This is a genomic window from Mediterraneibacter sp. ICN-202921 (assembly GCF_037890075.1).
Lineage (GTDB): Bacteria > Bacillota > Clostridia > Lachnospirales > Lachnospiraceae > Mediterraneibacter > Mediterraneibacter massiliensis.
This window is the reverse complement of record NZ_JBBKBE010000004.1, coordinates 164,171-188,572: the sequence shown is the minus strand read 5'-3', so window position 1 is coordinate 188,572 and position 24,402 is coordinate 164,171. Positions and strand designations below refer to the sequence as shown.

General features: G+C 40.6%; 25 protein-coding genes and 2 pseudogenes. 2 read left to right on the top strand and 25 right to left on the bottom strand.

Annotation, left to right across the window (positions count from 1 at the left end; translation table 11 throughout):
• Positions 1-120: 120 nt before the first annotated feature.
• The 10 genes from asnB to WKT01_RS05430 all read right to left on the bottom strand — a co-directional run bounded on the left by asnB (position 121) and on the right by WKT01_RS05430 (position 9,506).
• Positions 121-1,659, bottom strand: coding sequence for an asparagine synthase (glutamine-hydrolyzing) (gene asnB / locus WKT01_RS05475; RefSeq protein WP_340311580.1), 1,539 nt, complete (start codon positions 1,657-1,659; stop codon positions 121-123).
• Between the two features lie 120 nt (positions 1,660-1,779).
• Positions 1,780-2,298, bottom strand: coding sequence for a GNAT family N-acetyltransferase (locus WKT01_RS05470; RefSeq protein ID WP_340311599.1), 519 nt, complete (start codon positions 2,296-2,298; stop codon positions 1,780-1,782).
• 101 nt (positions 2,299-2,399) lie between these two features.
• The gene (locus WKT01_RS05465; protein ID WP_340311579.1) at positions 2,400-2,843 is read right to left on the bottom strand and encodes a GNAT family N-acetyltransferase; all 444 of its coding nucleotides are present in this window, start codon (positions 2,841-2,843) and stop codon (positions 2,400-2,402) included.
• 775 nt (positions 2,844-3,618) lie between these two features.
• Positions 3,619-4,089 (bottom strand): type III toxin-antitoxin system CptIN family toxin, encoded by a 471-nt coding sequence (cptIN, locus tag WKT01_RS05460; protein ID WP_117973594.1) that lies wholly within the window; start codon positions 4,087-4,089, stop codon positions 3,619-3,621.
• Positions 4,090-4,475: 386 nt separating this feature from the next.
• Positions 4,476-5,201 carry an MAE_28990/MAE_18760 family HEPN-like nuclease gene (locus WKT01_RS05455; protein WP_117973592.1) on the bottom strand — a complete coding sequence of 242 codons (726 nt, stop codon included), beginning with the start codon at positions 5,199-5,201 and terminating at the stop codon, positions 4,476-4,478.
• Entirely contained in the window at positions 5,202-6,293 is a 1,092-nt protein-coding gene (locus WKT01_RS05450) for a DUF262 domain-containing protein (protein ID WP_340311578.1), read from the bottom strand.
• A 2-nt stretch (positions 6,294-6,295) separates the two neighbouring features.
• The gene (locus WKT01_RS05445; RefSeq protein ID WP_117973588.1) at positions 6,296-7,342 is read right to left on the bottom strand and encodes a DNA cytosine methyltransferase; all 1,047 of its coding nucleotides are present in this window, start codon (positions 7,340-7,342) and stop codon (positions 6,296-6,298) included.
• Positions 7,343-7,361: 19 nt separating this feature from the next.
• Positions 7,362-8,102, bottom strand: a complete 741-nt coding sequence (locus WKT01_RS05440) for a PmeII family type II restriction endonuclease (RefSeq protein WP_117973586.1) — start codon at positions 8,100-8,102, stop codon at positions 7,362-7,364.
• Entirely contained in the window at positions 8,089-9,297 is a 1,209-nt protein-coding gene (locus WKT01_RS05435) for a DNA cytosine methyltransferase (protein ID WP_117973584.1), read from the bottom strand. Before WKT01_RS05435 ends, WKT01_RS05440 begins: the two co-directional genes overlap by 14 nt.
• Positions 9,297-9,506 carry a helix-turn-helix domain-containing protein gene (locus WKT01_RS05430; RefSeq protein ID WP_117973582.1) on the bottom strand — a complete coding sequence of 70 codons (210 nt, stop codon included), beginning with the start codon at positions 9,504-9,506 and terminating at the stop codon, positions 9,297-9,299. Before WKT01_RS05430 ends, WKT01_RS05435 begins: the two co-directional genes overlap by 1 nt.
• A gap of 169 nt (positions 9,507-9,675) precedes the next feature.
• On the opposite strand from WKT01_RS05430, the gene WKT01_RS05425 reads away from it, so the two are divergent.
• On the top strand, positions 9,676-10,131 hold the full coding sequence (locus tag WKT01_RS05425; protein ID WP_117973580.1) for a very short patch repair endonuclease: 456 nt from the start codon (positions 9,676-9,678) through the stop codon (positions 10,129-10,131).
• Positions 10,132-10,172: 41 nt separating this feature from the next.
• Here the strand turns inward: WKT01_RS05425 and WKT01_RS05420 are convergent, their stop codons facing one another.
• From WKT01_RS05420 to WKT01_RS05385, 8 genes and pseudogenes are all read right to left on the bottom strand, one after another.
• Positions 10,173-10,409, bottom strand: a complete 237-nt coding sequence (locus WKT01_RS05420) for a hypothetical protein (RefSeq protein ID WP_340311600.1) — start codon at positions 10,407-10,409, stop codon at positions 10,173-10,175.
• Between the two features lie 384 nt (positions 10,410-10,793).
• Positions 10,794-11,466: pseudogene (locus WKT01_RS05415) on the bottom strand (plasmid recombination protein); the annotation flags it as partial.
• 189 nt (positions 11,467-11,655) lie between these two features.
• Entirely contained in the window at positions 11,656-11,880 is a 225-nt protein-coding gene (locus WKT01_RS05410) for a hypothetical protein (RefSeq protein WP_117973578.1), read from the bottom strand.
• A gap of 74 nt (positions 11,881-11,954) precedes the next feature.
• Positions 11,955-12,188 carry a complexin-2 gene (locus tag WKT01_RS05405; RefSeq protein ID WP_117973576.1) on the bottom strand — a complete coding sequence of 78 codons (234 nt, stop codon included), beginning with the start codon at positions 12,186-12,188 and terminating at the stop codon, positions 11,955-11,957.
• A 66-nt stretch (positions 12,189-12,254) separates the two neighbouring features.
• Positions 12,255-13,265: an AAA family ATPase gene (locus tag WKT01_RS05400; protein ID WP_117973574.1), complete on the bottom strand. Its 1,011-nt coding sequence runs from the start codon at positions 13,263-13,265 to the stop codon at positions 12,255-12,257.
• Positions 13,266-13,358: 93 nt separating this feature from the next.
• On the bottom strand, positions 13,359-13,688 hold the full coding sequence (locus WKT01_RS05395) for a plasmid mobilization protein (protein WP_117973571.1): 330 nt from the start codon (positions 13,686-13,688) through the stop codon (positions 13,359-13,361).
• Positions 13,679-14,787, bottom strand: a pseudogene (locus WKT01_RS05390) (site-specific integrase). Before WKT01_RS05390 ends, WKT01_RS05395 begins: the two are co-directional and overlap by 10 nt.
• Before the next feature lie 2 nt (positions 14,788-14,789).
• Positions 14,790-14,984 carry a DNA-binding protein gene (locus tag WKT01_RS05385; RefSeq protein ID WP_117973569.1) on the bottom strand — a complete coding sequence of 65 codons (195 nt, stop codon included), beginning with the start codon at positions 14,982-14,984 and terminating at the stop codon, positions 14,790-14,792.
• 183 nt (positions 14,985-15,167) lie between these two features.
• On the opposite strand from WKT01_RS05385, the gene WKT01_RS05380 reads away from it, so the two are divergent.
• Positions 15,168-15,680 (top strand): helix-turn-helix domain-containing protein, encoded by a 513-nt coding sequence (locus WKT01_RS05380; RefSeq protein WP_117973567.1) that lies wholly within the window; start codon positions 15,168-15,170, stop codon positions 15,678-15,680.
• A 201-nt stretch (positions 15,681-15,881) separates the two neighbouring features.
• On the opposite strand, the gene guaA is transcribed toward WKT01_RS05380, so the two are convergent.
• The 7 genes from guaA to WKT01_RS05345 form a co-directional block, all read right to left on the bottom strand.
• Positions 15,882-17,429, bottom strand: coding sequence for a glutamine-hydrolyzing GMP synthase (gene guaA / locus WKT01_RS05375; protein ID WP_059067414.1), 1,548 nt, complete (start codon positions 17,427-17,429; stop codon positions 15,882-15,884).
• 175 nt (positions 17,430-17,604) lie between these two features.
• Complete coding sequence (locus WKT01_RS05370) at positions 17,605-18,963, bottom strand: MATE family efflux transporter (protein ID WP_117975129.1); 1,359 nt, start codon at positions 18,961-18,963, stop codon at positions 17,605-17,607.
• A gap of 103 nt (positions 18,964-19,066) precedes the next feature.
• The gene (locus WKT01_RS05365) at positions 19,067-19,294 is read right to left on the bottom strand and encodes an HPr family phosphocarrier protein (protein WP_059067410.1); all 228 of its coding nucleotides are present in this window, start codon (positions 19,292-19,294) and stop codon (positions 19,067-19,069) included.
• Between the two features lie 185 nt (positions 19,295-19,479).
• On the bottom strand, positions 19,480-21,012 hold the full coding sequence (locus WKT01_RS05360; RefSeq protein WP_340311577.1) for a response regulator: 1,533 nt from the start codon (positions 21,010-21,012) through the stop codon (positions 19,480-19,482).
• Entirely contained in the window at positions 21,000-22,760 is a 1,761-nt protein-coding gene (locus WKT01_RS05355; RefSeq protein ID WP_270395487.1) for a sensor histidine kinase, read from the bottom strand. Before WKT01_RS05355 ends, WKT01_RS05360 begins: the two co-directional genes overlap by 13 nt.
• Before the next feature lie 45 nt (positions 22,761-22,805).
• On the bottom strand, positions 22,806-23,069 hold the full coding sequence (gene spoIIID / locus WKT01_RS05350; protein WP_059067406.1) for a sporulation transcriptional regulator SpoIIID: 264 nt from the start codon (positions 23,067-23,069) through the stop codon (positions 22,806-22,808).
• A gap of 472 nt (positions 23,070-23,541) precedes the next feature.
• On the bottom strand, positions 23,542-24,315 hold the full coding sequence (locus WKT01_RS05345; RefSeq protein WP_059067393.1) for a DeoR/GlpR family DNA-binding transcription regulator: 774 nt from the start codon (positions 24,313-24,315) through the stop codon (positions 23,542-23,544).
• Positions 24,316-24,402: the final 87 nt, after the last annotated feature.

Genomic DNA, 24,402 nt, shown 5'->3' with positions numbered 1-24,402 from the left:
ATAGAAAAGGAACGTCGTAAAACAGTGATATTATCCTCTTGTTTTACGGCATTCCTTCTTCTATTTAGAACAATTGATGAAATAATTTCTACTCACACACACCTACGAGTGGAACCACGACTATCTTTTTACAAAATACTCCTCATACCATACCAAAAATGTATAGATCGTCCACACCTTTCTCCAATTATCGGAATTTCCGCCCACATAACCATCAAAAATCGCCTGGATCTCTTCTACATGGAAGAATTTCTCCGCGATATCGCTGTGAAATTTTTCACGTACGTCCTGATTATATCGTTCATCAGCCATCCAAATTCGTATAGGCACAATAAAACCAAGTTTTTTGCGGAATGCAATCTCCTTTGGCAATACCTTTGCCGCAGCAGTACGAAATGCCACTTTATTCTGCTCACTATCCACCTTATATCGTGACGGCATGCGAGAAGCAATATCAAAAATCCTTCTGTCCGTAAGAGGCATACGAATCTCTAAACCTGCCGCCGTACTCATTTTATCTACATTTAGATAAATATCTCCCTCCAGCCAGATCTGAATATCCACATCTGACATTTTCGAGAGGGGATCCAATCCTTCCGTCTCCTCATAGATCCCCTGCACCAATTCGATCGGTAGGACATCCGGATCATATTTTTTCAGAATCCTGCGCTTCTCATCCTCTTTCATAATATTTGTATTGCCAACATAAAAGGTCTTTAGATTTTCTCCATAGCGCTCTGCATTCCGGTACATGTTATATCCGCCGAAAAACTCATCTGCACCTTCTCCCGAATAACACAATTTTGTATGTTTCGCTGTTGCCCGACAGGCAAGTGCAAACGCAATAGCAGACGCATCTCCCAAAGGCTGTTCCATATTGTACATCACATAAGGTACAATATCGAAATACTCCTCTGGTGTGATCAGACATTTTGTATTTTCCCTTCCCAACACGTCCGCCGTCTGTCTAGCCAACCCTGATTCATCAAAACGTTCTTCTTCATATCCACAGGAATCTGTCCGTGTGACATCTGACATAGCCAACACATAAGAAGAATCTACGCCGCCAGAAAGAAAGGACTCTGCCTCCTCATTTTCTTCTTTTACCTCCGGCATGATTTCCCGTATTGTACTGTGGATCTCATCTGCCCAGTCTTCTAGAGTCTTACTCTCATCCGGACAAAATTGCGGAGTCCAGTAACGCTCAATCTGCAGTTTTCTGTCCTGCCAGATTAAATATCTTCCCGGCATCAACTTCTTCAGCCCGCGGAAAAACGTATTTTCTCCCGCCACATAGGTAAGACTCATATAAATCTGCAGCATTTCCTCGTTCAGTTCTTTTACAAAACCGGGCTGTTCGATGATTCTTCTAATGCTGGTGCTGCACAAGATTTCTCCGTCTGCTGTTTCATAATAATAAAACGGTTTTGTCCCAAAGTGATCTCGCATACAGAATAATTTCTTTTCTTCTTCATCCCACAACGCAAACGCAAACATACCATACAGGTGATGGCCTATATCATACCCCCAGGTTTCATATCCCTTTAGTAAGATCATTTCTTCACGCACTTCCCTGGACAGATCCGGCGCAATTTTTAGTTCTTCACATAAAGCTTTCCAATTGCGGATATGTCCACTGTATTCTTTCACCTTTATCATTTGTATATCCTTTCCCAAACGTATTGAGAATTCTTTCCCAATACAACTGCATTTTATTTTTATAGTTTACCATGATATGCCTGATTCCTCAAGCAATGCCTTCTTTCATTTCTCACCACCCTATTTTAGTACGCAGCTCATTTCGTACCACTGTTCTCCGCCCCAGGATGAATTTGCTATTTTCTGATTCCCAAATCCCATCTTTTTATACATATCTACCTTTTCCTCTAAACATGTTAGTATCACCTTTCGCCTGCCTCTTTGTTGTTCTTTCCAAAGATACTGGAACATCATTTCTTTGGCCAGTCCTCTTCTTCGATACGCAGGCAGTACATCTACCCCAAGGAGCATGATATTTTCCCCGCTTGGATCATGCAGCCTGGCATTTTCAAAAAACGCGTCTCGAAAAACCTCTTCCTCTGTGGCCAGCCCGTTGATAAAACCGGCAATCTTTCCTGTCTCCTTATCCACTGCGACTAAAAACAGATCCGCTGCACATTCGATCCGTTCTTTCATAGCTCTCGCTGTACACGCTTCATTTGGCGGAAAGCAGATTTCTTCTATTTTCGCCGCCTGCTCCGCCTCTTCCTGCCGGATGTTTCTAAATATAAACTTGTCCTGTATCACTTCACCTTTCATCCTATACTCTTTCCTGTACTCTGGCTGCCAAATACAGATTTCCGGTCTCTGTTCATATATTTTTCTCTCTGCCATAATAGTTCCTTTCTTCTCACCGCAAATTATAAAATTCTCTGTAAATAAATCATATCCACCAGCTGCACACCGCACTCATAAATCGGATGGTCATAATGCTCGATAAAGAAATTCTCTATGCGATGTGAACGGACAAAACCACATTTTTCGTAAAATGGAATCGTCAACGGGCTATCGCCTGTTCCCACTTGCAGGATAGAATACTGTCCTTTGTATTTTTGAATGACATACTCTATCAAAGCTTTCCCATATCCTTTCCCTTGATACTCCGGTACGACTGCGATATTTTTAATTTCAAGTATTCCTTTTTCCGCTTCAATTATCACACATTCTCCCCTTACATCAGGATCCCGAAGAACATACATTATGCCCTTTCCAAGGTAAAGATCTAACATATCTTCCTGCTCATCCGCCAGCAGCAACAATTTACAGTACTGCTTTTTGTTGCCTTTCACTTCTCTTATATCCATACACTGCCTCTATATACGTTTTCTTTTGTTCAAATGCTCCTATTCCTATTATAATATCTTCCTTTGCTTTCGATATCTACATTTAAATACATCTCATGTTTTTATTTATCACCCAGCAAAAATAAATACACTGGCATATGCCCTGTAACATATCTTATCTTTCTTCCTTTCATAGCCTAGCATATTCTGCTCTAATTTACCACCCTAAAAACATATTCTTAAACTCTTTTCATGTACAGCCATATTTATTATGATGTCCTCATGCAGTTCATCACTTCCACCGTAAAGATACGTTTCCTCCTGGACGATATGGCCTCTACATACATCCTTTTTATCCTCGAGACAATAATAATGCTGTCTATTGTCTACTTAATTCCCTCGAGGTATGGATCCGGCATATCTTCAAAAATCTGTTCTTTTGGATATAAAATCCTATTTTCTTCATTCATTCCACCCTTTCTACGGAAATGTGAAAAAAGTCCCTCGCCTGTCGGCGAAGGACTATACTTACAACTCAACCATTTATATACCACATATCGGTCAGTGGTAAACTTTCTTTGTACTAATATGCTAACAAGCACAAAATGGAAAGTCAATAGAACCATCCATTAAAATTATATGCTGTTTGCACAAAACTATCCAAACTCGGGTGCGGATAGGATAATCTAGGTACTTTTCAGTACACATTTGTGTCGTTTCGTGTTCATGCTCTCTGGATTTTATCTGATATTTTTCTCGTACAAAATTATTAGAGCCAAAATAGAGTCAATAAAAACTATTTTTTCTGCTTTAATTTCTCTAATATTGACAGCACATCCGGTTGTGTAGGCATGAACTTCACACCACGCTTTAACATTCCCAAAACTTTTCTTGCTTTCTTCTCAATTACCTTTGCCGTATGTTCACTGGTCAGCATCAAATGATTTCCGGCAACTGTATATTCACGTTCTATGTATTCCTCTGTAATTGGAAACATATCTTGTATTAAAAATACACTCTCTCGACTATCATCCAGTTTCACAATATGCAGAATATCGCATGTTTTTCCCGATTGTTCTTTTTTCTCTATTATTTTGCGAAACTTCTCTATTCTGCTGGAAAGCGGTATCATCCAATAAATTCCTGTAACATTATCCTCAAAACAATAATAATGTGGTCTATTGCCTGCCTTATTCCCCTTGAGATACGGATCCGGCATATCTTCAAAAAATCTGTCCTTTATGATATAAAACCCTGTTTTCTTCATTCGTTCCATCCTCTCTGTGGAAATATGGAAAAAGTCCCTCGCCTGTCGGCGAAGGACTATACTTACAACCCAACCATTTATATACCGCATATCGGTCAGCGGTAAACTTACAACCCGACCATTTATATACCACATATCGGTCAGTGGTAAACTTTCTTTGTACTAATATACTAACAAGTACAAAGCGGAAAGTCAATAGAACTATCCATTAAAATTATATGCTGTTTGCACAAAATTATTCAAACTCGCAAAATCAAATTTAGTTTTATACAATTTTGTATAGTGGATTTGGTTCCGTTTGATTTTATTTGTTTCCAACTGTCATGTTCCTATAGCCTGTCTCTACTAGTGTTATCAATTTGTTATCATAAACTTGTTATCATTTATCATGATATCTTATATTTCTGCTCTTCTATATATGCTGAAACTGTTACAATCAGTTCATCCAAAAAAGCAACAACTATTGTCTCATTTCGCTTAATATCAGATATACTATCTTCTCTAACAGCCTCCTCAAATGACACGGAACCATGAGCTAAATTATTACGGTTTTCTTTAATTCCCTCAAGAATATCCGGCCTATAATTTTGACTGCTAGTTTTTACCTGCATACCGTGTAATTCAAAAGTTTCTTTAATTGAAACACCATCTAAATTTCCTCCAGGTAATGTATTTCGTGAATACATATCCAAAGCGCTATGATTTAAGATAGATGCAATAATTTCTTCATTCTTTCTCAAAAAAGTGCTAAAATTTGCATTTGGATCATTTACCGATTTTAAAATTGTTTTTCTCCATAACGCTCTAATTGACTCATTTACGTCCACATATGATAAATGAGCCATCCGTATTTCATCATAGATGCTGTCTATTAAGTTAGATACCGCATATTCAATAATATTGTAAATCATTAAGGAAACATTTGATTTTAGAATATTAATTAGTGCCTGATATGTTAAATGTATACCGCCTTCTTGAGAATAAAAAAATTTGGAAAATTTGCTTATTCCGTCCTCTCTATCATTCTCCTTAGACTCTAAAAATTCCATCAATTCAAGGAAATCTTCTATTTCCCTTTTCCTACTATCATATGTATCTTTAAACGTAATCATCTATTCTCCTAAAAGCAATTTATTTTTCACAAAATCAATTCTTCCTACTAATTTATTTTTGTTGTTAGCAGCGTCTGACCTTGTACATATTGCGAATTCTTCTCCATCAATCCATGAAGAAATATCCCTTACTGGTAACTCTGGATTTTCCTCCAACGCCAACGCAATACCTATTGATAATGCTTCAAATCTTGCCCTAGGTGTAGATTTTGAAGTTAACGTTTTTCTAAAGCCTCGTTCGCCTAAAATCTTCTCAGCATAATCCAACATATTATTGAATCTTATTCTACAAGACTCTATAATATCGTTATTTTGCTCCACAAGCTGGTTTTGTGTTTCTACATAATTATCAATATATTTTGCCACATTTCCCGTATAACCTTCAAAATCATTCGTATAATTATCAAAATATGCGAAGAATCTGGATACTAATTCAAAACCTTCATATCTATTCTCAGTATTTTTTGTCCTCGGTGCTAATTTGTTGAATTTCTCACTTTTAACACATTCTTCCAAAAAATCTTTGAATTTTCCTTCAAATGCTCCCCTTCTTGCCTCTGCAGGTTTCGCCTTTAGTCCTCCTGTATTAATACGTTTGAATATTTCCTGTCGAACGTTCTCTGTCGTACCTTCTTCCAAGAATACAACCCTAATATTCGTATTTAAAAACTTCCTCTGTATTGCAGGGTCTAACTCATCGAAAACAAATCCATTAGAGTCGGTAAGAATGTCCAGCCCTTGTAACTCTAAATCATTTTGACAAAACTGAACTAGCGTTAGTGTCCTTTGGGCGCCATCCACAATCTCTATTCTTCCATCATCTGTATCTGCGAAAAACATAAACGGAATCGGTAGTCCCATTAAAATTGATTCAATAAAAAAACACCTATCTTTATCGTTCCATACAAAATTGCGCTGATACTCCAAGGGTATATAAAATTCTTGTTTTTCGTATTGACTCACCAAATAATTAATAGGATAATCTCGGGTGTCGAATTTGATATCTTGTTTTTTTTCGCTAATCTGCTTTGCAGATTTCATTATTTCCTGCTCTTGTTTTGGATTTCTTTCCTTTTTAACTTTTTTTCCCATCATTAATCCCCCATTCTTTCCAAATGGCGTTGTATACTTACTCCAATCGCTCTTCCCAATTCAACCGGAACAGCATTACCTATATGTGTTCCTAATTCCCTCTTTTTTGCTGGATGTTTCTCATCAACAAAAATATAATCATCTGGGAATGATTGCAAAATTGCTCCTTCTCTAAGAGATATTGCTCGATTCTGTTCTGGATGTCCAAATCTTCCATTACCGTATCCATAAAACTGTGTAGTAATAGTAGGAGATGGTTTATCCCACTCCATTCTTCCATAAACTGATGGAAATGTTGTTCCTGAATCTTTTTTGTGGCATTTCAACTTCAAATCATCATCCCAATCTCTCCATGTACCTCCCGGAACCGACTGCTGTATTCTTCTTAAATTAATTTCTGACAATGAACTTGAACGATGCAACTGATCATTTTCGCATATTTCGCCCGCCTCTATTGGTTGTAAATCTCCTATAGCATTTCTGACCGTCAGATAATGCGCTTCGTCATAAATAGGAGGAATCAAGCGAATTTCTCCCATCCTGGAAGCTAATAACACTAAGCGCTTTCTATGCTGTGGAACCCCGTAGTCTGGACAATACACAATCTGATAATCAACATAATAATTGTTCATTCTCAAAGTTCTCACAAAATCTTCAAAAACTTTCTCATGGATTAAATTAGGGACATTTTCCATAGAAACAATTTCCGGCAATATTTCCTGCATCAACCGTTCAAATGAATATAATAGTTTCCATTTATTATCTGTATGCCCTTTTTTCCTATATCGACTTGAATATCTTGAAAATGGTTGACAAGGAGCGCATCCCACTAAAGCTTTAATACAATTTTCCGGATAAAGATTTTCTATATCTTGACCGCTAATATTGGTTACATCCTCACAAAAGAATTCCGCATTATTATTTTCTTCGTAAGCAAATCGGCAACTTTCATCATTATCAAAACCAGCAACAACATCAATGCCTGCTAATGACAATCCCTTCGTCAATCCACCGATGCCACAAAATAAATCTATTGCCACACATGGCATTAATTTCACCCCCCTAAACTCAGTCCCCCGAATTAAATTCTACCAGTTTTTCCCAATCAATACTTCCATCTTCCTTACAAAAACTGTTAGAAAATTCTCTCACAAGTCTATTTGCCGCCTTATTATAGCTTTCCTTATAGTCGGCCACATATTTTTCCGGCATAGTCCCCATATATCCGATAATCTTAATATAGAAGTCTTCATCGCCGGTCAGTTCCGCCCAAAACCGTTTCCCTGCCAATTCCTGATACATTTTCGGCTTTCCTCTGCCGGAATCTTTCTTTTTCCCATAGCAATATCCTATATACGCTTCATAACGGGCTTTTGCCTGTTGTGCCAGTTTTGACGCTGCCATAAAGTTCTGTTCCTGCCGCTTCTTACTGTCAGCATTAAACACTGATGGTCCGCTCTTCACTGCAATAGCAGAAATTGTATTTGTCGCATTATCCTGAATCATAATATCAATTCCCTCTGCCAGTGCTTTATTTCCACCGCTGGCAGCTATGGCTATCGGTTCAAAAAAGCAATTCCCGAAAATCGTTTCTTCACTTGAACTTACAAATGCGGTCAGCACAGACTCCACAATTTCCGAAGCGCTCTGCATAGCCTTGGCTCGGTACAGGTACGGATTTTTACGCTTCATTACTTTTTTGATATTCAATCCGTCAATTTTTTCAATCAAATTAGCGTAAAATGTCTCAAGTGCTGTCGCTATCGCCTTTATAACTTCCTGTTCATCATATGAATTATTTAACGGCATACAGATTTCCTCCCAATTCTATTGCGTTTCTTATCTTATTATGTACGTTTGTCCCCCTAAAACGTTTCGTCTCTACAACTGCGTTCCCGTCTGCAACTGCACAAACCGCCTTTCCGATTGCTTCTGCAAGCCCGACAGGCACTGCATTTCCAATCTGACGATATTTTGCGGCCGTTGTTCCGGTAAAAATCCAATCGTCCGGGAACTGCTGAATCCGGGCATATTCCTTTATACTGAGTGGACGATCCTGAGTAGGATGGCACATCATTGTTGCTTTCTGAACCGGGGATGTAACCACTGTCGGGGATGGCTGGTCATAAGAAAGCCTTCTGTAAAACCCAACCTTTCCTCCGCCGGATTTATATGCACCGCCCATAGCTATCGGTATAATATTTTCCGGCAAGTCACGCCAGTTTCCACCCTCGGGAATCATTTTAAGAAATTTTAGGCGTTCTTCACTTAACGTAGCGCACTCGCCTTTGTCAAATTCCAAATCTGCAATCACATCCCTTACTGTTTTCCACTGATAGGCTTTATCCTGATGCATTTGGAAATGTGTCGGAAGCGGAAGAAAAATATCTTCATTATCTCTGCTCCCGATCAAGACAAATCTTTCACGAAATTGAGGAACGCCATAATTTACCGCATCCAAAACACCATATACAGTTTTATAGCCTAATTTATCAAATTCAGCTAAAATAACATCCAGAACAGTTCCTAACCTCTGATCAGGATCGTTCTCGTCTCTTTCTGCTAAAGAAACATGCTTCAAAGGAGCTGACATAATACCTTTTACATTTTCCATGACAAAAAAACGTGGACGGATATAATCAATCATCCGAATAAAATCCATAAACAAACTGCCTCTGGGATCATTAATCCCTAAACGCTTTCCTGCGGTTGAAAACGGTTGGCACGGCGGTCCCCCACAAATCAGAAAAGGCTCCCCGACAGAAAGCTCGGTCAGTTCCAAAAGTTTACGTGGATCTATTTGGCGGATATCTCCACCTAATACATTATGACCATTAGCCTGCATTGTCTTCACACATGATTCGTCAAAATCCTGTCCGATTACAACGTTAAGCCCTGCCTTTTCCAGACCTATATCTAGTCCCATTGCCCCAGAAAACAAAGAAATAACATCCCGATTATCGACATATTCATTTTTAGCACCATATTCTATTAAATTTCCCATTAAATCTTCTCTCCGTTTTCTAATATAAAATTCCTTTCAAAAGAGCTGTTTACAGCCTGTGCAATATTTTCCAGTTCTGCTATCGTAAAACTTTCTCTTTTCATTTTCCCACTTAAATTTTGCGGTGATGTACCTATTCGGCGTGCCAGTTCTGCTACGCTGATATCTGACCGTACACATAACACCTTAATTTGTTCGGAAATCGTCATTTCGGGTCCCTCTTTTACACATCAACTCTTACCTTACCAGTATAAATCATCCCGTTTATACCGTCAACGAAATAATTCACCATCTCCGCCACATGGTACTTGTCGATAATTTTCAAGACTGTTAAAATAGAATCAGTACAATTTTCATCAGGAGAAAGGGGATATCCATATGCCACGAGACGCCGCTACTGTATCCAAAAACATGAGTAAAATCCACAGCAAAGATACGTCTATTGAACTGCAGCTCCGCAAGGCTCTATGGCACAAGGGATATCGGTATCGTAAGAATTACAAAGCACTTCCCGGATCTCCCGATATTGTACTTACCAAATATAAAATTGCTATTTTTTGTGACAGTGAATTTTTTCATGGCAAGGACTGGGAATATTTGAAACTAAGGCTGGAAAAAGGGCATAATCCAGATTATTGGATCAAAAAAATCGAGCGTAACCGTACCCGTGACTGGGAGAACGACAAGAAATTGCTTTTCCTTGGATATACTGTCATTCATTTCTGGGGACAGGATATCAAAAAACATACTGACGAATGTCTCCAAGTTATAGAAGAAGCTGTCTGGGACAGTAAAATGACATCCTTCCACGATGATACATATGACCTTCCATAAAGATTTATATAGCAAACAGGGAGCTGCTTGCCCCCTGTTGTTTACCTTGCCCCTCTGTCCATTTTTCGTCTTTTCGCCCGTTTCTGCTCTTTCTCCACCTGCTCTATCATTTTTTCCTTCTGAACAATATTCTCAATCATATTCTTTCCTAACGCCCGTTCCACCCGGTTAAAATCTCCCAGCCTTTCATTCAGTGCTCTATTCTCATTCCAGAGTGTCTCTACACGCTCCGTAAGAGAATTAACCTTACTCCATGCCTTCTCATAGGATTTCTGCATATCGCTGAATCTTCTGGAAAGATCAAGATAAGCCCGATAGACGGACTTCAACACTGTTACAATATTCTTAATCAGCGGTTTCGCTTTTTTCTCCCGGTAAGATCTCCCCCGTTTCCAACGTTCCCACCTCCGGCAGCACCTCTTCTGGATCAGCAGAATATTTCTCCGCAAACCGCTCCATCTCTTTTACCATAGGGGCAATCTTTGTCAGCTTTTTCTCATATTGCGCCGCCTTTTTCTTTGCCTGCTCTGCCTGCTTATCTGCTTTTTCTCGGCTTTCATGCGCTAAAGAAATTTCCCGGTCAATACTTTCCAACTGATCAAGCCATTTTTCATTAACTTCCTGCATAGTGACATTATGCTCTTCCAGTTCTGCTTTCTGCGCTTCGAGTGCAGCCACTTCCTTTGCCCGCTCCTGCTTTTCAAAATCCAATAAAGACAGGTGCTTTTCATGCGTGCCTTTCTGCTCCCACTCAATCCCATGCTCCAGCATGATTGCCGCAAGCTGCCTCTTTTCAGACGCCACCCACTGATTTAGTTCCGTTTCCATTCTCGTACCACCTTTGAGGCCAAGCACTGACAATGCCTGTTTTAAAGATACTCTCGTATCCAGTCCACGCTTACTTCCTGTTGTATATGGCACAAAATCTATATGCAGGTGCGGTGTTGCCTCATCCATATGGAGATGAGCAGAAAATACACACAAGGTAGGATTACGTTCCTGAAAACCTTTCATATATTCATCCAGTATCTCTGCCGCCAGCCGCCCAGCCGCCGTTTCCGCTCCCATGTCATCTTTATTCCCAATCTGAATGATAATCTCATGGAAAGGTTTTTCCTGTTTTCCAGATCGGATCTTTTCATAATAATCTTCAATCTTCCTGTCTTTTCTGGTCTGCTTTGCATTATACCGTTCCAGAACTTCATCAAATAATTCATGGTATACTTCTCGGATATCCCTATTACAGTATTCCGCATTCCAGTGACTCCGTTTTGGATCTGTATTCTTCGCATGGAATTTCCTGCTGTTATGATTGACAGAGCCTTTCCCTGTCATAAAGCTAATTGTTCTCTTCAATAACTCTCCTTTCTCCCTCGTTGGGTAGTATTCAGCGCCGGATACGGCGCATAGGCTTTGTTACTTTCGCCGAAAGTAACGCAAAAGCACTTTCGACAGCCGTTCCGTCCATCAAAAGTTGCCTTTGCGCCCTGCCGGGGACTTTTATCAATCCTACGGACGGAGTGGCTACCCCAGCCGCCTTGCTTCTGTTGCTATCGCTTTCCGTATTGCGGATACCACATTTGCCACGGTGCTTTCCTCCCATCCTGCAAGCCATACCAACGTCCGCATTTCTCCTTTTGTCAGTTCTACCTCTCCAAAAATTTCATTAAGTATAGCGATCTGTCTCGTCTCCATCTCATAAAATTTTTCGTTGATGTTCCATGTTCCTCGTTCCGGCTGGATAATCATAGAATCCCTCCTTCCACCTTGTCTGCTATCACAGGAGCGTGCCACGCTCCTGTCCTATATCCCCAAAGAAATCTTTACCAACGAAAGCTGTCCGGTATCCCCCGCCTATCCAGATATTCCTGCCGGGCTTTCTCCCGCTCTCCCTCTGTCGGCGCAGTCTTAGACTTCCCATATAACTCACGCAGCACCATTGCATCTAATTTCTTCTCCAAGCTTACCCTTATCTCTTCCACATTGCTGTCGTCCTCCATCAGATGATAGTGGATCAGTTGTACAAACAATTCCTGCGGTATCTGTACCTGTTTCATCCAACTCTCCTTTCAAGGTGGCAACATTACCTATTCTTAAAGAAATGGTAATCTTGCCATGTTGATTTATTGTTCCGGCAATATCCACGACCAGTGATCCCTCGTCTTTTTAGACTGAACGCTAAGAGACTTCTTCGCATTCCAAAGTGTTTTTCCTTTAATTCCACGACTTTCCGCCTCTTTGAGAATCACATTCTGTTCAACCGCCCCATTTGCCAATATCTCAAGCACGAACTCTTTCGCCTCTTTTGTTTTCTGTCCACGGTTATTGCCGCTCAACAGATCGTCAGCGCTGATATCATATTCCCCGATCCACCCAAAGCCATTTTCTTTATCCAAACGGAAAGCGATTGCCTTTCCCTCTGGCGCAAGTGAGCTTTTTACATGGCACACCACTCTGGTCTCCGGCTCGTTCTTCACACGCCCTACAATCAGAACGCTCCTTGCCGCCGCCTGAAAGTCAATGGAGCCAAGTCCTCGGTATGAAGATTTTCCGGCGCTGTTTTTATTCATATGACCGATCAGAACAATCGCACAGTGATATTTTTCCGCCAGCACAGACACCCGTTTCATCAACGGACGGATTTCATTTGCCCGGTGCATATCTACTTCCGCTCCAAGAAGACTCTGGATCGGATCTAAGACTACAAGACGAGCGTTTGTCTGCCGGATTGCCTGTTCCAGACGTTCATCCAACATTGTCAACGGCTGTTCACTGTCATCGATAACAAGCACTTTAGAACAGTCCGCACCTGCCGCCAGAAGACGGGGCTTTATGGTATCCCCCAGTCCGTCTTCTGCGGTCTGGTAGATCACATTTACCGGCTCGCCTGTCTGTTTTGTTGGTTCTTCCTCGCCGTCTTTTTCCGGTAACACAGGCTCGCCTTTTGTCAGCTTTGCTATGATCTGCAATACCATTGTTGTTTTCCCCTCACCGGGATCGCCCTGTATAATCGTCACTTTCCCATAGGGAATGAATGGATAGATCAGCCATTCCACCTGCTCCACCGCAACATCCTCCATATTGATCAGTCGGAGTCCCGGTTCTGCTTTTCTGTTTTTCAAATTTACCTCCATTTCCGGTTGAAAGCATTGTGGGACTCTGGTAGAATACAGATAGATTGATTTTGGTATTTTACCAAGTCCCTGCCTTTAGGTGTTTGCCGACACTTAAAGGCTTTTTTCATCTTTCATACCCTGCATTGTATTCGTAATCAGTTCAATCGTATCTAATAAATCTCTGGAAACATCGGCTCCTGCCTCTATACGTTCCAACTGTTCCAGAACTTTCGCCAGTTCGTTTTTCAGAGCCTTGTACACTTTCGGATTTCCCACCACTACAATTTCTTTTTCCTGCAGGCGGCGGATAATATAATCCTGCTTTGTCAATCCTGACAGCCGCACAGCCGCCTCAAGCTGTTCATCTTCTTCCGGCGATACCCGGAACGCTACAATCTTATTTCTCCAACGCCCCTGCCGATCCAAAACTTTTACTGACATTCTTTGTTTTCTCCTTTCTCTGTTCCGTTTCCTGTTCTCTCAACATTGAGCCTGTCTGCCATTTCTGTCTGCTTTGAGGGGAACAGGTGCGCATATCGGTAAGTAATTTTTTCACTTTCGTGCCCTACCCGGTCTCCAATCGCCAGTGCGGTAAATCCCATATCTATTAACAGGGAAACATGGCTGTGACGGAGGTCATGGATTCTGATCTGTTTTACCCCGGCGGCCTTACATCCCCTGTCCATTTCATGTGATAAATAATGTTTCGTTACCGGAAACAGGCGGTCAGTTGGTTTCAGGCTGTAATACAGTTTCATACAGTCTTCCATTTCCTCAGAAAGAAATTGAGGCATTTTAACCACCCGGTTACTTTTCTTCGTCTTCGGGCTGGTAATCACATCCCTGCCCTTTAACCGCTGATAGGATTTATTGATTGTTACCGTCTGGTTATGAAAATCAAAGTCCACTGGCGTTAGCGCTAGCAGTTCGCCCTCCCTGATACCGCACCAGTAGAGCATTTCAAAAGCGTAGTAGGAAAGCGGCTTGTCCATCATTGCCTCCGCAAATTTCAGATATTCTTCTTTCGTCCAGAACAACATTTCTTTGCTTTCCTCTGCTCCCATTGTTCCTGCCTTTCTCGCCGGATTGATATTCAGATCATAGTAGCGGATCGCATGGTTGAAAATGGAACTCAACTGTCCATGAATTGTTTTCAGATAAGTGGGCGATACCGGTTTCCCTGTTTTTCCTTTCTGGCTCCGCATTTCATTCTGCCAATCAATCACATCTTTTGCCGTAATCTCAGACATCTTTCTCTGCCCCAGATAAGGAAGGATTTTGCTTTGAATAATACTTTCCTTCGTAAGCCATGTGTTCTCTTTTAATCTCGGGTGCACATCTGCCTCATACAACTTGCAGAAACTTTCTAACGTCATATCCATGTTTGCCTGTTTCTGTAACTGGAACTGCCGTTCCCACTCCTGCGCCTCTCGCTTAGTAGCAAAACCACGCTGGATTTCTGCTTACGTTCCCCTTTCCAGTCTTTATAGCGCACCATTGCATACCAAGTTCCATTTTTCTCCGTCTTGTATACCGGCACTTCTAATCCCTCCCTTCGTACGACTGTGTACCGTAAAACTGTTCGTAAAAGAACTTGCGGTCAATCCTGCCGGGGATCGTGACACACCCCGTCTTTTCCAGTTCTTTGTTGAGTTTTCGGATTAATTTGTAAGCATAAGACTCGAAAACATCCAGCGTCTCCATGACATCGCTTACTCGCATAAACATTTTCTCCATAGTCTACCTCTCTTCCTTATTTGTTCTATACATTTTTGTATAGTCATATATTGCTATACTATTTTGTATTGGTCAAGTGGTTTTAAAGAAATTTCTATACTTTTTTGTATTGGTTTTCTTGATTGTTCCTATACTTTTATGTTATACTCATCTTATCAAAAGACCTCAGATAGGAGAATGATTATGGCTATTGGCGAAAGAATCCATTATTTCCGGCTGCTCCGTGGCTTTACTCAGAAATATCTGGGTAAACTACTGGGCTTTAGCGACTCTCAGGCAGACGTCCGTATCGCCCAGTATGAAAAAGGCGCACGCAGCCCAAAAGAGAAGTATTTAAACGCACTGGCACAGATCTTTGAGGTGTCGCCTCACGCATTGGATGTTCCTGATATAGATACGGATATCGGTCTTATGCACACGCTCTTTACATTGGAAGATACCCGTGGTCTGAAGATTGGAGAGATTGAGGGGGAACTCTGCCTGCGTCTGGATAAAAACACTGGGATGAACTACGTCAATATGTACGACAGATTCCAGCAATGGTACCAGCAAGAAAAAAAGCTGGAAAACGGTGAAATCACTAAAGAGCAATATGATCAGTGGCGTTATACCTATCCTAAAATGGAGGCTGAACAGACCCGCCGGGAGCTGGACGCTCTGCGTGAAAAGCGAAAAGCTGAAAATAATACAGATTAAAAAAGCCAGCAAAAAAGGTCTTGCCAAATTAATTTCACTCAATTCAGTAAGACCTTTTCTATTGGTTTCAGTTGAATCTATCCGATAACCTCCGGCGAAAAATGAATAAATGCTTTTCAGCCAGTGTTATCATTTTGTTATCAAATAGAACCCTGATGGGCTTCAAACTTCCTGTTTATGTGGGTTCTCAAATTCTTTTACTTACTCGAACTCTATCGTTCCTGGTGGTTTACTCGTCAAGTCATACATAACTCTATTCACACCACGCACTTCATTTATGATCCTGCTCATGACTTTATTCAACACTTCAAACGGTATCTCCGCCGCTTCTGCCGTCATAAAGTCTACTGTATTTACAGCTCTTAATGCCACTGCGTAGTCATAGGTCCTTTCGTCCCCCATGACGCCCACACTTCTCATATTTGTAAGCCCCGCAAAATACTGGCCGACGCTTCTGTCCAGCCCTGCATTTGCAATTTCCTCACGATAGATAGCATCTGCATCCTGTACCATTTTCACCTTCTCTGCCGTCACTTCTCCGATGATACGGATACCAAGTCCGGGACCTGGGAACGGCTGACGAAATACAAGATGTTCCGGAATTCCCATTTCCAGTCCGGCTTTACGAACCTCATCTTTGAACAAATCACGCAACGGCTCGATGATTTCTTTGAAATCCACATAATCCGGTAATCCCCCAACATTGTGGTGAGATTTAATCACAGCGGATTCTCCTCCCAGACCACTTTCTACAACATCTGGATAAATGGTTCCCTGTACAAGGAAATCTACTGCGCCGATTTTCTTTGCTTCTTCTTCAAACACACGGATAAATTCTTCCCCTATGATCTTCCGCTTTTTCTCCGGTTCTTCCACACCCTTTAGCTTTCCATAGAAACGCTCCTGGGCATTCACACGGATAAAGTTCAAATCATACGGTCCGTCCGGTCCGAACACAGCCTCTACTTCATCACCTTCATTTTTTCGCAAAAGACCGTGGTCGACAAAGACACATGTCAACTGATTTCCAATCGCCTTAGACAACATAACGGCAGCCACAGAAGAATCCACACCGCCTGACAATGCACAAAGGACTTTTCCGTCCCCCACCTTGGCACGGATCTCTTTGATAGAATTTTCAACAAAGGCATCCATTTTCCAATCGCCGGAACATGCACAGACTTTTTTCACAAAATTATTGATCATCTTTGTTCCTTCTGCCGTATGCAGCACTTCCGGATGGAACTGAATCGCATATAACTTTTCTGCCTCATTTTCTGCCGCCGCAACTGGACAATCCGCCGTATGGGCCGTAATCTCAAAGCCTGGGGCAACCTGCGCGATATAGTCAAAATGGCTCATCCAGCAAACAGTCTGTGAGGCCACATCCTCGAACACTTTAGACTGCTTTTTGTCAATAAGCACTTCTGTTTTTCCATACTCGCGTACATCTGCCCTCTTCACTTCACCGCCCAGTACATGCGTCATAAGCTGCGCGCCATAGCACAGACCCAGGACCGGTATACCCAATTTAAATAACTCTTCTGAGTATGTCGGTGAATCTGCCTCATAACAACTATTTGGCCCTCCTGTCAGGATAATTCCTTTCGGATTCATTTCTTTGATTTTCTGAATATCGGTCTTGTATGAATATATTTCACAATACACCTTACATTCCCTGACACGCCTTGCAACCAGCTGATTATACTGTCCGCCAAAATCAAGAACAATCACTAATTCATTTTTCACGGTTTCCCTCCCGTTATCCTACTATTTTCTTTTGTTCCCTGTCGGCATCTTACTGTCTATATCCATATATTCCCTATTTCCGCCAACGGTATACGTCTTTATTATAAGTGAGACTTTCTGCTTTTACAAGCATTTTCCCAAACCCCTGCCTATATTAAACACTTCACATCAACCATCAAATACTCCGGATCAATTTCCATTTACCGCTCTTGTACCGAATACTCATGCATATAGAACGGACGCACCAGTCAATTACCATAGCAACCCAGATACCAAATACCCCCATCTTCAGATAGCCTCCCAATACATAGCTGAATACGATTCTGAAGATCCACATAGATACCAAAGCAATCACCATTGTTACCGCCGCATCCCCTGCAGCCCGCAGTGTTGACGGCAAAGAGAATGATATTGGCCATATAAGCATACAGCTTATACTATGAAAATATAAAATCTTTCGTGTCATCTCTGCCGTAATATCTGACAGATTATATGCCCATAAGATCAGCGGAAGCAAAAAGAAAATCAGGATATTTACCGCCCACATACACAAATACGCCAATTTTATCAATTTTTTTGTAAAATATTGCACCTGTTCATAATCTCCCGCTCCGACACATCGTGCAATTACGGCTGTAATAGCCAGATTAATTGCCATACCGGGAAGGATCTGAAAATTTGCCACTGCGTTACTCACCGCATTAGCTGCGATTGCGTATGTGCCAAAAGTAGAGACCAGACTCAACACAATAATTTTCCCCAGCTGGAACATACTGTTTTCCAATCCGTTTGGAATACCAATTCCCAGAACCCTTTTTATCATCCTCCAATCAGGTCTGTACCGCAGAGATTTCTCTATATGAATGATTCTTTTCTCCTGTGCCAACAAACCGATGATCAATACTGCTGCAATAATTCGTGAAACTAATGTAGGAATCGCGACACCTTCTGTTCCCCTGTGAAAACCAAAGATCAAAACTGCATTTCCCGTCACATTGATCACATTCATAATAATAGATACTTGCATAGAAACTTTAGAATTCCCCATTACTCTGAAAATAGCTGCGCCGCCATTATACAGCGCAATAAACGGGATCGATGCCGTCACGATCAATAGATATGTATTTGCATGGGCCATTACATCTGCATCGATCTGTCCAAACACTACATGCAGGATAAACCACTTTGCCAAATAGAGGCATCCCATGATAATAAGCGACAATATTGTGATAAACCATATCATCTGCGTCGCAGCTTTACAAGATTCCTTTTCATTTTTCTGTCCCAAGTACTGACCCGCAATAACCGCTCCACCTGTAGCAAGAGCAGCAAACGCATTGATGAATAATATCATAATATTATCCACCAGCGACACTCCCGATACAGCTGCCTCTCCTACACTGGCAACCATGATCGAATCTGCCATCCCAACAAACACAGCCAAAAGCTGTTCTATGATCAATGGGATGATCAGTGCCGCCAATGCTTTATTATCAAATAAAAGCCGCTCTTTCTCTATTTTATATTTTACCATATCCTCCCACCCTTCCTTCTTTAGACGATCAAAAAACTTCTTAAGCAGAATAAAACTTCCCAACGTATATTATACGCCGGGAAGTTTTATCAAACAAGCAGTCCTATGCAGCATACTTGGAAATCTCTTGTGTTAGTTCTTCACAATTATCCTCATAGACCTGCAATTCGATTATATTATTGATCCCAAGATGCATAATACCTAGTAAAGACTTTGCATCTACAACAACTCTGCCCTTCTTCAGATCCATATCAAAATCATATTTGGAAACTGTGTTTACAAAATCAAGAATTTCCTCTGGATTTTTAAATGTAATTTTCATTTCACACATGATCATCTCTCCTCTTTTTCACTTCTCCTATAGTATACCCTTCCGGCGCCTCGTAATACATGCCTTTCAGGCAGACGGAATTCGTCCGGCAAGGTACATATTCTGTTATCTCTTTGAAGTCTTTCGTATCATAGCACATAATTCGCTAATGAAAAGGAAGAAATTTCTAAAAAAGGGGGAAATTTTTAATGAACTAACTTTCGAAATTCATTTGGGAGCACTCCTACCTCCTCTTTAAACACCCTGCTCATATATTTAGGATCTGAATATCCCGCAAGCTCTGCAATCTGATTCAATTTCAAATGCGTATTCAAAAGAAGCTGTTTTACTTTCTCTATCCTGTATTTTCGCATCGTCTCACTGAAACTTACACCTGTTTCCTTTTTCAGCTGCTGACTTAAATATTCTTCTGATACAAACAGACGGTCAGCGATCTCCTCCAGTGTAATTCCTTGATCATAGTATCGCCTCATCAGTTTTTTTGCTTTTTTGACCAGTACACTTAACTGGGCGTCTCCTTCCTCCTCTTGCGAATCTAGGAGAAGGATCCGGAAAAATTTTTCCATTGCCCTTCGTATTTGTTCCCAGCTGATCGCATCCGCGATCCTCCCCATGACTCCCTGTATCTCCAGCTCAGATTCCAATTCTTTTATCGTCTTATATGTATTGACAATAAATAAATTATAGCGAATAAGCGTCTCTTTTATTGCTTTTGGCTCATGTGGGTCGCTCCGAAGATAATCATATAATTTATAATAGCATTTCCGTATTTTCTCCCGATCATTATTTAATACAGCCTGCTTCCCTTGTTCTTCCAGTTCAAGAGGATACTTTACAGGCAGCGGATGAATCGCGTCAATATCCTCTTTACGTATCAACGCACCGCGGTCAAACAAAAGATTCCATTCTCTTTCTCTTTGTATTATCTGCAATTCTCCTGCCATATTTATCATATGGTCCATTTCTCTCCAAATGCAGATCAAGGGACATTGCAGAGCCCTGCACAGAACTGGGACAACCGATTTTTGAAAATATTCATATTTTGACTTTTTGTCTGTTATTCTATATATGATCATGATCAGAGAGTCCCACGCATCCGCTTCTACGCTATGTATAGAAAAATCCAGCACATGATCTGCTACCCTTTCCATTTGTAGTTTCGCTTCCCGCTTTAGTTTATGATATTGGTTTCCCATCCAGACTATAAACAAGGCGGCATTTTCTTCTACAGTAAAGCCATACTTTTCCTTTGTCATCTGATGAAAAGCATCCGTCGGATGAAGTTGTCCGTTTAAACATCCCATAAAAATGTTATCCAGAGAAAATGCCGACTCCTTACTTTGCTCGCGCAGCATCTTTTCTTCTATCTGATAGAGTGCTTTCTTTAATTCTGCTACTTTGATCGGTTTCAAAAGATAGTTTTCAATTCCAAGTTCGATTGCCTGTTTCGCATAATTAAAATCAGAATGTGCTGTCAGTACTAAAAATCTGCATTCTATATTTTCCTGTCTGATCCTTTTTAGCATTTCCAGTCCGTCCATTTTAGGCATATATATATCTAGAATGACCAGATCGGGCTTCTTGTCACGGATTAGTCCATACCCTTCTATGCCATCTCCCGCTGTTCCAACCAACTCATAATCCGGATTAATCCTGACAAGGAGTTTTGCCAGTCCTTCCCGGATAAGCAGTTCATCTTCCACGATTATAATCCGCATGTGTTTTCCTCCTTTACCGGTATGAACAGATGTACTTTGGTATAACTGTCTTCTTCACTTTCAAAATAAAGAGCTGCTTTTTCTCCATAATATAATTTCAACCGCTTTCTTACGTTTCCAACCCCCATATGCCCGTCTAATTCTGTATTTTCATCATTTAACTTTTCTAAAGTCTCTGGAGGGATGGTTTCTCCGTTGTTCACGATTATAATATGTAACTGATCTTCAGATTCCTTCATCTGTATCACGAGAATATCTTTTTCTTCTTTTCCTGTAAAACCATGGCGGATTGCATTTTCCACTAGTGGCTGCAGAATCAGTTTATGGATTTTATATCCTAAAAATTTTTCTGGCACCCGAAGCCTGACTTCTATCTTTTTTCCTTTTTTCGCATCCTGCAAAAGAATATATTGATTCAGCCATCCTAACTCCTGGCAAACAGTCGTCGTCCCACCCATATTATATACCGTATATCGCAATATGTCTGCCAGAGCACCTACCATTTCGCTGATTTCATACTGTCCGTTTTCAATCGCCTTCCAATTAATCGTATCTAGCGTATTGTATAGAAAATGCGGATCTATCTGCGCCTCTAATGCATATAATTCCGCATTTTTCTGCTCTACGACAGCTTGTTTTACCTGTTCCATCAGATCTTCCATATGCGCAACCATGTCATTGAATCCATTCTCTATCTTTTGTATCTCCTCAGGCATTTTTTTACCACCTGCTATTTTAACTGAAAAATCTCCCTTTTCTACACGGTTCATCGCAGACATCCACTCTTCTACCTCCCACAGATACGGTTTCGTCATAAAAGAAATCAGCAGGAACATAACAATCGTCACAATAACCGCAATACAAACCAAAAGCAGGATCTGTCGCTCTATCATATGATCATAAACAGAGAGCGGCTGTACATTACAGATCGTAAAACCGCTCATTTTATTTTCCTTTTCTGTATAACGATTTGTTTCCACCTTCACATCTTCTAACTTTTTCCCTATCAAAGATGTATCCGCCGCACTGATGATCTGCTTTCCATCCAAAAGGTAGCTTTCTATGTCTATCCCCGCTGTCAACGCATCCTGCACAGCTTTCTCACGGATACTAAAAATCACTTTTCCTACCACTTCGCCGCCTGAAATAATATTTGCCGCGATCTCAAATAAGGGAATTTCTTTTCCGCTTTCTGCTATATAAACTGCTGTTCCATAATAAATTTCATTTTCTTCTATCGCAGGAATCCCTGTACTTTTTAGCCACGTATCACTGTCCTTCATATTGTTAAACTGGTCATATGAGATTCTGTTTCCATTGACCGTTTGAACAGTGATACCCATTACTTCTGCGTTACCAACACAAATATGGCGCATTTCTCTCTGGACGGCTTCACGTTTATCCTTATTTTCTCCTTCTGCCAAAACACGGACAGACTCTGTTATCTTTTCATCCGTACTGAAATCATACATAAGTGTTCCATATTTATCCAGCATCATATTCAGACATCGCTCTGAAGTCAGCAGATTATGCTTTATCTGCCTCTCCATGTCTGCTTTCATTCCTCTCCAAAAATTTATCTGAGAAAAAAGTGCAAAAATCATAACCGGGATCAGCGCCGCAAAGATAAACCCTCGCAGCAGCCTTTTTCTTAAAGTTCTATCCTTTTTCATGGAGCCTCCCCATGCCTTTCTCTTATATTGTATTTCTTCACTATATAAAATCGGCTCCGGCATCGCTTTTGCCATGTCCGGAGCCAGTCCTTGTTGTTTCCGCTGTACATCTTGTATTCATTATACCATAAGTTCATGCTGGTGGAGATATTTTTCTCTAGTCGCAAGTCCTCCGCGTATATGACGTTCCGATTTATTCATATCCAGAACTTTCCTTGCTTCCTTTGCCAATGGCGGATTGATCAGCAAAAGCCTTTCTGTTACATCTTTATGTACCGTAGATTTACTTATCCCGAACTTTTTTGCCGTCTGCCTTACTGTCGCTTTCTCCTGAATAATATAGTTCGCTATTTCCATCGCCCGTTCTTCTATGTAATCTTTCAAGGATGCTCTCCCACACTCGTTTTTTACAATCTATGCAGGCAAATTTTTGTTTATGCAGACCTTCTTTTTAACTTACTAGATCAAAGAAACATGTTAATTGTATTATTTCCTTGTAGATTTATAAAAATGCGTATTATGATAAATCTATACATATGGAAGATAAAAAATGGAAAAATGCGCAGAAGAGATGTTTTTATAAAATACATAGATGATTACATAGATGAAACGCGAAAAAAATATTGTGTATATAGTTAGGTGTTCGATTCCGGCGCTCATAAAAAAGCGCTCCGGTTGTTAAATGAATTAACAACGCCATGGAACGATTTGGGTGCCCGAAAATTGGGGCGAGGACATAATTTCCTTGCTAAACACAGCACATACAAAATCGCTGTATCCCTTATATTGATTGTGATACAGCGATTTTGTATTTTCGTGATCGGCAAAATATCTCCATTCTGCCCCAGATATCATGCTATACAATATCCAGCATAATATCTTTTTTTTCTATAATTTCTACCCACTCTTGTGTAATGTCCGTATCGGTGATTATACGGTCAAATATCTCCAAATCTGTTATAAACCACGGTTTTATCAATCCAAATTTACTTGAATCAACTAATAAGATCTTTTCTGCTCCTGTTTGAATCAATTCTCGTTTTATTGTCAGTTCATAACTATTCATCCCGGTAATCCCCATCGACTCATGCACGCCTGCTGCCGAAAGAAAAGCTTTCGTTGCACGCACTTTTTTTAACAATGCAATGCTTTCCTCACATTCAAACAAAGTTGTATCCGGATGGTAATATCCTCCGCCAAAAATAATCGAAACATTCGGATGATTACATACCTTATTTACAATGTTCAGGTTGCATGTAAAAACAGAAATTTTCTTATCCGGTCCTATATTATCCGCCAGACATTCTGTTGTGGATCCATTGTCAATGACAATACAATCATCATCATGTATCAGCGTCGCCGCATATCGTCCTATGCGTTCTTTTTCTTTTGCATGAAATGTAGTTGCCATAGACAATAAATATTTATCTGCCTCATCTGCTGCAGAAGCATTTAAAACAGCCACTCCGGGAATATCCAGTATAATTCCCTTTGCTTTAAGCATTTCCATATCTCTGCGAATCGTCATCTCAGAAACATCCAATAAGACCGCTAATTCTTTAATTGTCGCACTATTCCGTTTTTTCAGAATATCAACCACTTGATTCAATCGTTCTTCTTTTCTACTCACATTCTCTCCTACTCCCTGTTACAACCGTGCAGATCAAAGATCTTTCCCCATAAATTCTTATTTGATTATATCACGCTTTATAACTCT

Excerpts from the sequence above, each read along its gene's own strand:
- asnB (WP_340311580.1), bottom strand. The coding sequence starts at position 1,659 with ATGATAAAGGTGAAAGAATACAGTGGACATATCCGCAATTGGAAAGCT.
- WKT01_RS05470 (WP_340311599.1), bottom strand. The coding sequence starts at position 2,298 with ATGAAAGGTGAAGTGATACAGGACAAGTTTATATTTAGAAACATCCGG.
- WKT01_RS05465 (WP_340311579.1), bottom strand. The coding sequence starts at position 2,843 with ATGGATATAAGAGAAGTGAAAGGCAACAAAAAGCAGTACTGTAAATTG.
- cptIN (WP_117973594.1), bottom strand. The coding sequence starts at position 4,089 with ATGAAGAAAACAGGGTTTTATATCATAAAGGACAGATTTTTTGAAGAT.
- WKT01_RS05455 (WP_117973592.1), bottom strand. The coding sequence starts at position 5,201 with ATGATTACGTTTAAAGATACATATGATAGTAGGAAAAGGGAAATAGAA.
- WKT01_RS05450 (WP_340311578.1), bottom strand. The coding sequence starts at position 6,293 with ATGGGAAAAAAAGTTAAAAAGGAAAGAAATCCAAAACAAGAGCAGGAA.
- WKT01_RS05445 (WP_117973588.1), bottom strand. The coding sequence starts at position 7,342 with ATGCCATGTGTGGCAATAGATTTATTTTGTGGCATCGGTGGATTGACG.
- WKT01_RS05440 (WP_117973586.1), bottom strand. The coding sequence starts at position 8,102 with ATGCCGTTAAATAATTCATATGATGAACAGGAAGTTATAAAGGCGATA.
- WKT01_RS05435 (WP_117973584.1), bottom strand. The coding sequence starts at position 9,297 with ATGGGAAATTTAATAGAATATGGTGCTAAAAATGAATATGTCGATAAT.
- WKT01_RS05430 (WP_117973582.1), bottom strand. The coding sequence starts at position 9,506 with ATGACGATTTCCGAACAAATTAAGGTGTTATGTGTACGGTCAGATATC.
- WKT01_RS05425 (WP_117973580.1), top strand. The coding sequence starts at position 9,676 with ATGCCACGAGACGCCGCTACTGTATCCAAAAACATGAGTAAAATCCAC.
- WKT01_RS05420 (WP_340311600.1), bottom strand. The coding sequence starts at position 10,409 with ATGCAGAAATCCTATGAGAAGGCATGGAGTAAGGTTAATTCTCTTACG.
- WKT01_RS05410 (WP_117973578.1), bottom strand. The coding sequence starts at position 11,880 with ATGATTATCCAGCCGGAACGAGGAACATGGAACATCAACGAAAAATTT.
- WKT01_RS05405 (WP_117973576.1), bottom strand. The coding sequence starts at position 12,188 with ATGAAACAGGTACAGATACCGCAGGAATTGTTTGTACAACTGATCCAC.
- WKT01_RS05400 (WP_117973574.1), bottom strand. The coding sequence starts at position 13,265 with ATGGAGGTAAATTTGAAAAACAGAAAAGCAGAACCGGGACTCCGACTG.
- WKT01_RS05395 (WP_117973571.1), bottom strand. The coding sequence starts at position 13,688 with ATGTCAGTAAAAGTTTTGGATCGGCAGGGGCGTTGGAGAAATAAGATT.
- WKT01_RS05385 (WP_117973569.1), bottom strand. The coding sequence starts at position 14,984 with ATGGAGAAAATGTTTATGCGAGTAAGCGATGTCATGGAGACGCTGGAT.
- WKT01_RS05380 (WP_117973567.1), top strand. The coding sequence starts at position 15,168 with ATGGCTATTGGCGAAAGAATCCATTATTTCCGGCTGCTCCGTGGCTTT.
- WKT01_RS05370 (WP_117975129.1), bottom strand. The coding sequence starts at position 18,963 with ATGGTAAAATATAAAATAGAGAAAGAGCGGCTTTTATTTGATAATAAA.
- WKT01_RS05365 (WP_059067410.1), bottom strand. The coding sequence starts at position 19,294 with ATGTGTGAAATGAAAATTACATTTAAAAATCCAGAGGAAATTCTTGAT.
- WKT01_RS05360 (WP_340311577.1), bottom strand. The coding sequence starts at position 21,012 with ATGCGGATTATAATCGTGGAAGATGAACTGCTTATCCGGGAAGGACTG.
- WKT01_RS05355 (WP_270395487.1), bottom strand. The coding sequence starts at position 22,760 with ATGGCAAAAGCGATGCCGGAGCCGATTTTATATAGTGAAGAAATACAA.